The following is a 10,819-nucleotide window of genomic DNA, read 5'->3' on the forward strand; positions in this document are numbered from 1 at the left end:
GTTCCATCCCCGACCCCGGTCTCCGAACATCACATAGCCCGTCTCCGTCACGGCAACCGTGTCCTCCAGCTTGATGAACCCCCGTGTCGGGTGGAGCATGGTGGTCTCCACCGACAGCACCATGTTTTTTTCCAGCGGCTTTGCCGCATAGGTCCCTTCATAGGCCACCGGGTGGTTGGTCATCAGGAACGGCGCCTCATGCGTGATCAGGCCCATGCCGTGGGCGAAGAAATCCGTATAGGGCGCCACCTTCGAGGCCTTCAGCACACCCTCGGCGTGCGAAATCATGTCGCCGCCCAGCGTGCCGGCTTTCACCTTGGAGAACGCCGCCTGCTGCACGGTCTCGACCTCGGCCAGCAGATCCTCCAGCTCGGCGTCGGGTTCGCCCAGAATGCCCATCCGGCAGAGATCGCCGATATAGCCGTGATAGTTGCCGCCGGAATCGATCGACAGCACCTCGCCCTTCTTCCACGCCTGCGGCGAGGCGGCGCGGTTGTGGCTGGAGCCCAGCGTCAGCAGGCAATATTCGAAATGCGCGCCGCGATTGGTCTCCTCGCGTCTGATCTGCTCGATCATCTCGGCCTTGGTCGTGCCTTCCCGCGCCCAGGCAATCGTCGCCAGCATGGAATCGGTGATCAGCTCGGAGGCGGTGCGCAGCTTCTCCAGCTCCGCGTCGGTCTTGATGGCGCGCATGCGCTCCAGCATGTCGGTCGCGTCGATCAGCTTCGCTTCCGGCAATGCCTTGCGGATCAGCGTGTAGGCGTCCGACGGCAGGAAGCCAGGCTCGATACCGATGCGCGCGCCTGTCTTGCCGATCTTTTGCAGATGTTCGACGGCAAGGTTGGCGGCATCGAGCGTGCCCCAGCAGGCGGTATGCAGCGTCGGTGTCCAGAACGGGTTGTTTTGATGCTCGCCGCCTTCCATGCGGTTGCCGATATAGGCCGCGTGATCCGGTCCACCTTTTTCGTAGACAACGATCGGCAGGTAGCGGCTGTGGCCGATCGCATCCATGGCCGCGAAGAAGATGAATTTGTAGCCGCCCAGCAGATATTGCGTGTTGTGCTTGGAGGTCGCGAGCAGCACATCGATGCCGGCCTCCTCCATCAGCCGGTCGACCCTGGCCTGGTCGAACGGAATATTGCTGACGGCATTCTTGCCCGGCGCAATGTTCATCTCTCTCTCCCTGAATTTGCCTGGGATCGACGCTGTTGCGCTGCCAATCCCTAGCTGTGGATCAAATCTGCACCATTTTGCCCGCTCTGGTCCAGCCAGAAACGTTGCCAACGGCGCAACCGGACAGTCACCAACGCGTCATCCGTCAAGCATTCATCGAATCTGGTCCTACCAGATATCTGGAATTGAACCCGTTCTTCCAAGCTGGTCCAGCGGACGGAAATTTCAAAGCCAAGCAAGGATGCGCCAATTCCGTCTCTGGCGAAACCCATGACAAGGCCCATAATCGCTCTCGCAAGGATGCCGATGCACGCGCCGGCATTCGAGGGGTGTTGTCGCGCCGATCGGGTCGCGGAGAGGACGGAGTTCGGTCATGTCGGGTTTCACGATTTCGAGACGCAAGATGCTTGCTGGCTCGGCGATTTTGCTGGCCTCCACGGCCATGCCGAACTTCGGCTGGGCGCAGACGCCCAAGAAGGGCGGCCGGCTGGTGCTCGCCGCCGATTCCGAGCCGCGCAACCTCAACCCGGCGATCGTCGCCTCCAACGGCGTCTTCTTCATCTCCAGCAAGATCGTCGAGACGCTGGCCGAAGCCTCCTTCGACGGCAAGGACGGGCTCGCGCCACGCCTGGCGCTGGGCTGGGAAGGTGCCGCCGACGGCTTGTCGGCGACGTTCAAGCTGCGCGACGGCGTCAGATGGCATGACGGCAAGCCGTTCACCTCGGCCGATGTCGCCTTCTCGGCGCTGCAGATCTGGAAACCGTTGCAGAATCTCGGCCGCACGGTGTTCAAGGATCTGGCCAGCGTCGAGACGCCTGATGATCTCACCGCGGTCTTCAGGTTCGCCAAGCCGACGCCGTTCCAGCTGATCCGCAACGCACTGCCGGCGCTGAGCAGCGTCGTGCCGAAACACATCTACGAGGTCGGCAAGATCGAGGACAACCCGGCCAACACCGCGCCGATCGGCACCGGCCCGTTCAAGTTCGGCGAGTACAAGGCCGGCCAGTATTACCGGCTGACGAAGAACACGGACTATTGGGGCAAGGACGAACCCTATCTCGACGAGATCATCTACCAGGTGCTGCCCGACCGCACCTCGGCCGCCAGCGCGCTGGAAGCCGAGGAGATTCAGCTCGCCGCCTTCTCCGCCGTGCCGCTGGCCGATCTCGACCGCATCTCCAGGGTGCCCGGCCTGAAGGTGATCACCAAGGGCTATGAAGGACTGACCTACCAGCTCGTCGTCGAGATCAACCATCGCCGCAAGGAACTGGCCGATTTGAAAGTGCGCCGGGCGATCGCGCACGCCATCGACAAGGACTTCGTCGTCAAGACGGTATTCCTCGGCTATGCCGCGACCGCCACCGGCCCGGTACCGAAGAACGATCCACAATTCTACACCGCCGATGTCCCGACCTATGCCTTCGACGTCGCCAAGGCCAACGCGCTGCTCGACGAGGCCGGCTACAAGAAAGGTGCTGACGGCAACCGCTTTTCGCTCAGACTTCTGCCGGCACCCTATTTCAACGAGACCAAGCAGTTCGGCGACTACCTGCGCCAGGCACTCGCGGCCATCGGCATCGACGCGCAGCTGGTCAACAACGACTCCGCCGCGCATATCAAGGCCGTCTACACCGACCACGCCTTCGACCTCGCCGTCGGCCCGCCGGTGTTCCGCGGCGACCCGGCGATCTCGACCACCATCCTGGTGCAGAGCGGCATTCCCGATGGCGTGCCGTTCTCCAACCAGGGCGGCTACAAGAATGACGCTCTCGACGCGCTGATTGCCAAGGCGTCCGAGACGCTCGACACATCGGCCCGTACCGACCTCTACAAGGAGTTCCAGAAGGAGGTGGCGGCCGACCTGCCGCTGATCAACGTTGCTGAATGGAGTTTCATCAGCGTCGCGCGCGACACGGTTGGCAATATCGCCAACAATCCGCGCTGGGCGGTGTCGAACTGGGCGGACACGTATCTGGCAGGTTGACCTCCAGCTTGCGCATCGTGAACCCGGGTGCTCAGCTTCGAGAATGAGAGTTCCCTTGCGCCCCCTCCTGTCCTGCCTGACAGCACTCACCTCCTCTCCCTTTGTGGGGAGGGTAAGGCGGTCATGATCCGCGCCCTCATGCTTCTCCGCCGCCGTGTCGTCGGCAGCGTCTTCGTGCTGCTGATCGTCGTCATCGGCACGTTCGTGCTGCTCGAAGCTGCCCCCGGCGATGCCGTCGACGCGTATATCGTCTCGACCGGCGGCGACGCCGGCATGATCGAATTGCTGCGCCATCGCTGGGGCCTCGACCAATCGGAACTGACGCGGCTCGCCAACTATCTCTGGGCGCTGCTGCATCTCGATCTCGGTCAGTCGGTGACCTTCGCCAGGCCGATCCGCGACGTGATTCTCGAACGGTTGCCCAACACGCTGCTCCTGATGGTCAGCGCCACCGCGCTGTCCTTCGGCCTGGGTTCCGCGCTCGGCATCTATGCCGGCGCAAGGCCCGGCAGCGCCCGCGACCGTTTCCTGTCGATCGGCTCGCTGGCGCTTTATGCCGTGCCGGGTTTCTGGCTCGGCCTGGTGCTGATTGTGATCTTTGCCGTCGACCTGCGCTGGCTTCCCATCGGTGGCATCGAGACGCTCGCTTCGGATAAGACCGGCGTCGACCGCGCCGCCGACATCGCCACTCATCTCATCCTGCCGGTAGCCGCGCTCGGCTTCATCTATCTCGCGCTCTACCTGCGCATGATGCGCGCCGGCATGGCCGAGGCCTGGCGGCAGGATTTTGTCCTCGCCGCCCGCGCCAGGGGGTTGTCGCGCCGCCGCCTCGTACTCGCCCACGTCGCTCGCAATGCATTGCTGCCGCTCATCACCATGCTCGGCCTGCAATCAGCGCAGATGCTGGGCGGCAGCGTCGTCATAGAGAGCGTCTTTTCCGTGCCGGGTCTCGGCCGGCTGGCACAGGAAGCGGTGGCTTCGCGCGACACGCCTCTGCTGCTCGGCATCATCCTCACCAGCGCCGTCCTGGTCGTCGTCATAAACCTGCTGGTCGACATCGCCTATGCCTTCCTCGATCCGCGCGTCGGTGCCGGTGAGGCCGGCGCATGAGCCCGGCCCGCCGTTTCCTGCGCACCCCCGAGGCGGTCGCCGGTGCCATCCTGCTGGCCGCACTGATAGCGATGGCGCTCGTCGCACTGCTCTTTCCCGGCGATCCTCAAGCCATCGCCGGCCCGGCGCTGCTGCCGCCCTTCCAGGACTGGTCGCTGCCGCTCGGCACCGATCGGCTCGGCCGCGACGTGCTGGCCGAACTCTTTCACGGCGCCCGCGCCTCGCTCGCTGTCGGGCTTGCGGCTGCCGCGGCGGCACTTGCCATCGGCTCGGTGGTCGGCACGCTTGCCGGCTTTGCCGGCGGCCTCGTCGACGAAGTACTGATGCGCATCACCGATGCCTTCCAGACCGTGCCGAGCTTCCTGCTGGCGCTGGCCTTCGTCAGCGTCGTGGGCCCATCGCTCGGCGTCGTCGTGATTGCCATCGCGCTCGGCACCTGGCCCGGCCCGGCCCGTATCGCCCGCGCGGAAGTCCTCTCCATTCGCGAACGCGACTATGTCGCCAGTGCACGTGCCATCGGCATGCACCCACTCGAAATCGCCTTTCGCGAAGTGCTGCCCAATGCCTTGCCGCCGGTGCTGGCAATGTCCTCGGTGATCGTCGCCGCCGCCATCCTCACCGAGGCGGCGCTGTCCTTCCTCGGCCTCGGCGATCCCAACCGCGTCACCTGGGGCGGAATGATCGCCGAGGGCCGCGCCGTTCTGCGCACCGCGCCCTTCCTGTCGATCGTGCCAGGCATTGCGCTGGTGCTGACAGTGCTGGGCGTCTATCTCGCCGGTGAAGGCATTGTCGAGACGACAGCAGTCAGGAGAGGCCTGTCGTGATTGCGCTGGCTTCGATCCGCGACCTGACGGTGACCTATCGCCGCGGCGGCGACGCGGTGGCGGCCCTAAGCAACATCAGCCTCGACATCGTGGCCGGCGAGCGTCTGGCCGTCATCGGCGAAAGCGGCTCCGGCAAGAGCACGCTGGCGCTGGCGATTGCGGGGTTGCTGCCGGCTTCTTCAGCGGTTGGCGGGAGAATTGAATGGTCCGGCCTTGGTCGCATCCCCCTCCTTGGCCGCGACATCGGCTTCGTCTTCCAGGATCCATCGGCCAGCCTCGATCCGGTGATGACCATAGGCAAACAGATCGCCGAAGTCGCCCGCACCCATCTCGGCCTCACGTGGTCCCAGGCAGACGCCAGGGCCAAAACCCTGCTCGAACGCGTCCGCCTTCCCGACCCGGACTCGGCCGTGCACGCATTCCCGCATCAGCTCTCCGGCGGCCAGACGCAGCGCGTGGCGATTGCCGCGGCAATCGCGGCCGGGCCGAAACTGCTGATCGCCGACGAGGCAACCAGCGCGCTCGACACCATCGTGCAGGCACAGATCGTCGCCTTGATCCGCCAGTTGGTGGCCGAGGACGGCATGACGCTGCTGTTCATCAGCCATGACATCGCGCTGGCGGCGGAACTCGCTGAGCGTATCGCCGTGTTCCGCCATGGCCAACTCGTCGAACGCGGCACGACGGCAGGGATTGTCGACGCCCCGACGCAAGCCTACACCCGCACCTTGCTCGACGCCCATATCGGCCTCGACTCCGCACCACTGCTGAACCGAGCCGGGCCCGCCGTATGAGTCTGCTCGCCGTGTCCAATCTCACCAGACGCTACCGTCGCGGCGGCAAGACCGTCGTCGCGGTCGACGACGTCTCTTTTCACATCGAGCCCGGCGAGACACTGGCGCTGGCCGGCCCTTCCGGCAGCGGCAAGTCGACGATCGCCCGGCTGGTGCTGCGCCTTATCGAGCCGGACGCCGGCGCCATTGAATTCGAGGGCGATGACTTCCTGGCCTTGCGCGGTGCAACGCTCAGAGCGCGCCGCGCGCGTCTGCAAATGGTGTTCCAGGACCCGCTTGCCGCCTTCAACCCACGCGCCACCGTGGCACGTGTCCTTGATGATCCCTTGCGCATCCATGATATCGCCTCCCGCACCGAGCGGCCGCGCCGCATCGCTGCCCTGCTCGAGCGTGTCGGGCTGGCGGCCGATCTCGCGCCCCGTGCCATCCATGAAATCTCCGGCGGCCAGAGGCAGCGCGTCGCCATCGCCCGTGCCATCGCGACAAGCCCATCGTTGATCGTGCTTGACGAGGCGGTCTCCGCACTCGACGTCTCGGTACGCCGACAGATCCTCGACCTTTTGCTCGACCTGCAAAGGCAGGAACGGATCGCCTATCTCTTCATTTCCCATGATCTCGGCGTCGTGCGCGCCGTCGCCCACCGCGTCATCCTTCTCGATGCCGGACGGATCGCCGAGAGCGGCGATGCCCGCGCCGTCATCGACGCCCCGCAATCGACCATCGGCAAGGCGTTGGTGGCGGCGGCACCAAGGCTCAAAAGAACCACACAGGACGCATCATGACCGACCCCGAAGCCAGAGCCGAAAAGCTGTCGCGTGAACTCGATTCGGCCTTCCGCAACCGCGCCGATCTCTACCGCCTGTTGCTCGAAGAACTGACCGGAGAACTGGGTTCTGACAAGGCGGAGGCGATCATGATCCGTGCCATCGAGCAGCGCGGCAAGGAAGTGGCGGCGGCCGCCTTCGCCAGCTTCGGCGCCAACGATGCACGCGCCATCGGCGAAGCCTTCCTGGCGGCCAGCCCGGACGGCGGCCTGATGTATCCGACCGATGTCGAACGCGGCGACGACCGCATCGCCTTCAAGGTCAAGCGCTGCCCATTGAAAGACGCCTGGGTCGAGGCCGGCGCTGGCGACGAAAGGCTCGCCACGCTCTGCCGCATCGCCGGCGCCTTCGACCGCGGCCTGTTCGAGGCGACCGGCGTGCGCTTCGACAACGTCACCTGGACGCCCGGCCACGGCTCCGGCTGCTGCCACATCGCGCTGACCAATCGCGATGCCGGCTAGGTAATTCACACCTAACCGCCGACCATCAGCTTGACGACCTCATCGTGGTTGGTCTCGGAAATCTTGCGCTCGCCGGCCTGGACGCCGCGCCGCAGCACGACGATGCGGTCCGACACCGCAAAGATATCCTGCAGATTGTGCGAGATGAAGATCACGCCGCGTCCCTGCGCTTTGAGCTGGTGGATCAGCGAGATCACCTTGCGCTGCTCCGGCACGCCAAGGGCGGCAGTCGGCTCGTCCATGATCAGGATCTGCGCATCCCAGTAGACGGCGCGGCCGATGGCGACGGCCTGGCGCTGGCCGCCGGAGAAATTGCTGACCGGGGCCTCGAGCCGGCTGACATGGAAGTCGAGCCGTCCCATCGTCGCCTTGGCCGCTTCGGCCATCGCCTTGCGGTCGAGCACCGGCAGGAAGCCGAAGGCCTTGCGCATCGGTTCACGGCCGAGGAAGATGTTGGCGCCGATCGACAGATTGTCGGCGAGCGCCAGATCCTGGTAGATCGTCTCGATGCCCTTTTCGCGCGCCTCCTGCGGCGTCGCGAACGTTACCGGCTGACCTCGCAGCAGGATCTCGCCACCCGTTGGCTGGAACACCCCCGAGATCGCCTTGATCAGCGTCGTCTTGCCGGCACCGTTGTCACCGGCCAGCGCCACCACTTCGCCCGGCCGCACGGCCATGGAGAAGTCGTTGAGCGCGCGCACGGCGCCAAAATGCTTGGAGAGATTCCGGACTTCCAGCAGCGGCGCGTTCTGGTTGGTATTATTCATCCTGACGGGCTCCACTGAACCGGCGCTGCGCCTGGTCGATAAGGACGGAAATGATAATGACGACGCCGACGGCAATGAACTGCCAGAACGGTTCGACATTGACGAAGACCAGGCCGTACTGGATGACCGCGATCACCAGCGCCCCGGCGACCGTGCCGAAGATGGTGCCGGAGCCACCGAACAGGCTGGCGCCGCCGATCACCACCGCCGCGACGCTGTCCAGCAGCAAGGGTTCGCCGGCCTGAGCGGCGCCCGCCGTGAAGCGCGCGGCATAGAGCGCGCCGCCAAGGCCGGCGCACATCGCCGACAGCACATAGAGCCGCAATATGTGACCCCTGATGTCGATGCCGGCCCGCCGCGCCGCCTGCACATTGGCGCCGATGGCGTAATTGTGCTGGCCGAAGCGGGTCTGGCTGAGCAAATAGTGCATGACGATCACGAAGATGGCGGTGATCAGCACCAGATAAGGGATGCCGTAGAACTTGCCGTTGCCGAGCAGCGCGAACCAGGAGTTCTGCACCGGCACGGTGGTGCCGCCGGCAAGCAGGAAGGCGGCACCGCGCGCGACGCCGAACATGCCGAGCGTGCCGATGAATGGCGGAACCTTGAGCCGCGAGATCAGCAGGCCGTTGATGACGCCCGGCACGCCGGCAACGATCACCGAGGCGAGGATGCCGGCCAGCATGGCCAGCGGCAGGGGAATAGCGGCGCCCGCCATGTTGGTGGCATGCGCGGCGATGACGGCGGCAAGCCCCATGATGAAGCCGAGCGACAGATCGATGCCGCCGGAAATGATGACGAAGGTCTGCCCGGTCGCCAGCAGCAGCGGCGCCACGGCGAAGATGGCAATGGACTGCAGGTTGAACGGGTTGAGGACGAAGGTCGCTCCGAAGGCGAGCCGCGACCAGATTTCGAAACAGATGAGCAGTCCGGCCAGGAACAGCCAGGCGCGCCCCTCGGCGATGCGTGCGACCAGGCTTCGGGCCGGATCGCCATGATCGGCCTGGGGGGCGACGTGCTTCTCGGCAGGCTGGGCTGGTGAAGTCGAGGTCATGGATACTCCGCGGCGCCTTCAAGCAGGTCTCGATTGATGAGGGACCCGGTGCTGGCTCCTCGCGGCGGACCGGAGGAGCCAGGCTGTGCTGGACTTACTCGGAGTAGAGATACTTCGAGATGTTCGGGTCCGCGATGTTGGACTTGTTCATGATCGTGAAGCCGGTACCGATCGTGACCGGGATCGAATGGCCGGTCAGGTGGGCATAGGCCGAGACGACGCCGTAATAGCCGATCTCGGCCGGATGCTGGGCGATCGCCACGTCGACCAGGCCGGTGTTGATGTTGTCGACGATGCTGGTCGGCGCATCGAAGGCGACGACCTTGACCGTGCCGGTCTGTCCCGCCTGCTTGACGCCGTTGGCGGCACCCAGCGCGGAGAACAGATTGGCGCCGAAGACACCGACCAGGTCGGGATTGCGCGCGAACACCGCCTGCAGCTGCGAAGCGGCCTTGTTGGCGTCGTCGTCATTGAACTGGGTTTCCAGCACGGTGATGCCCGGATGCTTGGCCATCTCCTTCTTGAAGCCTTCTTCTCGCTGGTCAGTGGTCGAGATGCCGGGCTTGACGTTCGAGACGTAGACCTTGCCCTTGTCGCCAATGGACGTGGCCAAAGCCCGCGCCGCGATCTCGCCGCCCAGCACATTGTCCGACGCGATGTACGACAGCGGGAAATCGGCACCGCCGCCGCCGGTCTGGTAGACGCCGCTGCCGATGAAAGTGTCGACTGTGATGACCGGAATGCCGGCGTCATTGGCCTTGCGCAGCGGCTCGACCAGTTGAACCTTGTCGGTCGGCGCGATCAGGATCGCATCCGGCTTCTTGGCGATGACCGCGTCGAGCACCGGCACCTGGGTGACCGGGTTGAAGTCCGGCGCACCCTGGAAGACCAGGTTGACGCCAAGCGCGTCGGCCGCGGCCTGGGCCCCCTTGCGCATGGTGATGTAGAAGCCGTCGGTGGTCAGGCCGGGAATGAGCGCAATGGTGTATTTTTTGTCCTGCGCCTGCGCGGGCGCAATCAGCACCGCGGCACTGACGGCGAGCGCCGCGAGCGCGGCAACGATTTTCTTCATGACATCCTCCTCATTGTTGGCAGATCTGCCGTTGCAAGTGACATTGGTATGGCCGTCATCCGTCGGATACCGACGGCCGGGAACGCCTGTTTGCCTTTCGCGGGCAGCTCCTCCCAAGCGCCCTCCAGTCGATATGTCGGCCGGTCAGTCGCCGGCGCACCTGGCCACAGCCCCGTTCCTAACCTCCGCGAGGTCCGGCAAACTGTGTCCCACGCCTCGCCTTGCCGGCGGGCGTCAGAACTTGTAACACTTTGCAGAAATAAATTGCAACTCGGATTTTCCGAGTTGGCAGTGCCGGCCTTTTCACACCGTACGGCATCCGACTGCTCCGAGGAGCCCCGGTCGACTATCACCCGCGGCGTTCGGCGGCACAACTGGTTTCGTGACGGCGTCCTGCCCGGATTATTCGTTATGCGAGCGCCGCGAGGATGGCCTGCGCCGTCTTGGTATCCGTCACCAATGTGTTGATGAGACCAGCGCGAACGGCGGCAATAATCGCCGTGGCCTTTTCCGGCGACGCGGCAAGACCAATGACCAGCGGCACCGCGCGCAACTGCGCCGGCGACATGGCGATCATCCGGCTCTCCCCTTCCCAGGCAATCAGCGTGCCTTCGGCATCGAAGTAATGGCGAAGCACGTCGCCGGCGGCATGAACCAGCGCCTGCTCGCTCGGCGTGGCGGCGCTCGCCTCGGGGGCGTTGATGGCATGCGGCAGGCCGATGCCGACGATCGCGACATCGGTCCTCTCCCACAAGG

The 10,819-nt window shown here is 65.0% G+C and carries 11 protein-coding genes; 6 read left to right on the plus strand and 5 right to left on the minus strand.

The genetic code is table 11. From position 1 onward, the window contains the following. On the minus strand, positions 1–1,173 hold a 1,173-nt coding region (locus C1D09_RS12245), incomplete at its 3' end, for a M24 family metallopeptidase (protein ID WP_143974574.1). A gap of 373 nt (positions 1,174–1,546) precedes the next feature. On the opposite strand from C1D09_RS12245, the gene C1D09_RS12255 reads away from it, so the two are divergent. From C1D09_RS12255 to C1D09_RS12280, 6 genes are all read left to right on the plus strand, one after another. Further along, positions 1,547–3,157, plus strand: a complete 1,611-nt coding sequence (locus C1D09_RS12255) for an ABC transporter substrate-binding protein (RefSeq protein ID WP_143974578.1) — start codon at positions 1,547–1,549, stop codon at positions 3,155–3,157. A gap of 123 nt (positions 3,158–3,280) precedes the next feature. After that, a complete protein-coding gene (locus C1D09_RS12260; protein ID WP_143974580.1) occupies positions 3,281–4,267 on the plus strand; it encodes an ABC transporter permease in 987 nt (328 codons plus the stop codon). Beyond that, on the plus strand, positions 4,264–5,091 hold the full coding sequence (locus C1D09_RS12265; protein WP_143974581.1) for an ABC transporter permease: 828 nt from the start codon (positions 4,264–4,266) through the stop codon (positions 5,089–5,091). Before C1D09_RS12260 ends, C1D09_RS12265 begins: the two co-directional genes overlap by 4 nt. Next, complete coding sequence (locus C1D09_RS12270) at positions 5,088–5,885, plus strand: ABC transporter ATP-binding protein (protein ID WP_167514576.1); 798 nt, start codon at positions 5,088–5,090, stop codon at positions 5,883–5,885. The genes C1D09_RS12265 and C1D09_RS12270 overlap by 4 nt, the downstream gene beginning before the upstream one ends. Beyond that, complete coding sequence (locus tag C1D09_RS12275) at positions 5,882–6,667, plus strand: ATP-binding cassette domain-containing protein (RefSeq protein ID WP_143974582.1); 786 nt, start codon at positions 5,882–5,884, stop codon at positions 6,665–6,667. The genes C1D09_RS12270 and C1D09_RS12275 overlap by 4 nt, the downstream gene beginning before the upstream one ends. Next, the gene (locus C1D09_RS12280) at positions 6,664–7,170 is read left to right on the plus strand and encodes an L-2-amino-thiazoline-4-carboxylic acid hydrolase (protein WP_143974583.1); all 507 of its coding nucleotides are present in this window, start codon (positions 6,664–6,666) and stop codon (positions 7,168–7,170) included. The genes C1D09_RS12275 and C1D09_RS12280 overlap by 4 nt, the downstream gene beginning before the upstream one ends. A gap of 11 nt (positions 7,171–7,181) precedes the next feature. On the opposite strand, the gene C1D09_RS12285 is transcribed toward C1D09_RS12280, so the two are convergent. From C1D09_RS12285 to C1D09_RS12300, 4 genes are all read right to left on the minus strand, one after another. Beyond that, a complete protein-coding gene (locus tag C1D09_RS12285) occupies positions 7,182–7,937 on the minus strand; it encodes an ATP-binding cassette domain-containing protein (protein WP_143974584.1) in 756 nt (251 codons plus the stop codon). After that, complete coding sequence (locus tag C1D09_RS12290; protein ID WP_143974585.1) at positions 7,930–8,991, minus strand: ABC transporter permease subunit; 1,062 nt, start codon at positions 8,989–8,991, stop codon at positions 7,930–7,932. The genes C1D09_RS12285 and C1D09_RS12290 overlap by 8 nt, the downstream gene beginning before the upstream one ends. Positions 8,992–9,085: 94 nt before the next feature. Further along, positions 9,086–10,063, minus strand: coding sequence for an ABC transporter substrate-binding protein (locus tag C1D09_RS12295; RefSeq protein ID WP_143974586.1), 978 nt, complete (start codon positions 10,061–10,063; stop codon positions 9,086–9,088). 409 nt (positions 10,064–10,472) lie between these two features. Beyond that, the coding region (locus tag C1D09_RS12300) for a sugar-binding domain-containing protein (RefSeq protein WP_281288564.1) at positions 10,473–10,819 on the minus strand (347 nt) is incomplete at its 5' end.

This window comes from Mesorhizobium intechi, from assembly GCF_002879535.1.
Lineage (GTDB): Bacteria > Pseudomonadota > Alphaproteobacteria > Rhizobiales > Rhizobiaceae > Mesorhizobium > Mesorhizobium intechi.

Bases quoted from the DNA above. Each gene is read 5' to 3' on its own strand.
- C1D09_RS12255 (WP_143974578.1), top strand. From the start codon at position 1,547: ATGTCGGGTTTCACGATTTCGAGACGCAAGATGCTTGCTGGCTCGGCG.
- C1D09_RS12260 (WP_143974580.1), top strand. From the start codon at position 3,281: ATGATCCGCGCCCTCATGCTTCTCCGCCGCCGTGTCGTCGGCAGCGTC.
- C1D09_RS12265 (WP_143974581.1), top strand. From the start codon at position 4,264: ATGAGCCCGGCCCGCCGTTTCCTGCGCACCCCCGAGGCGGTCGCCGGT.
- C1D09_RS12275 (WP_143974582.1), top strand. From the start codon at position 5,882: ATGAGTCTGCTCGCCGTGTCCAATCTCACCAGACGCTACCGTCGCGGC.
- C1D09_RS12280 (WP_143974583.1), top strand. From the start codon at position 6,664: ATGACCGACCCCGAAGCCAGAGCCGAAAAGCTGTCGCGTGAACTCGAT.
- C1D09_RS12285 (WP_143974584.1), bottom strand. From the start codon at position 7,937: ATGAATAATACCAACCAGAACGCGCCGCTGCTGGAAGTCCGGAATCTC.
- C1D09_RS12290 (WP_143974585.1), bottom strand. From the start codon at position 8,991: ATGACCTCGACTTCACCAGCCCAGCCTGCCGAGAAGCACGTCGCCCCC.
- C1D09_RS12295 (WP_143974586.1), bottom strand. From the start codon at position 10,063: ATGAAGAAAATCGTTGCCGCGCTCGCGGCGCTCGCCGTCAGTGCCGCG.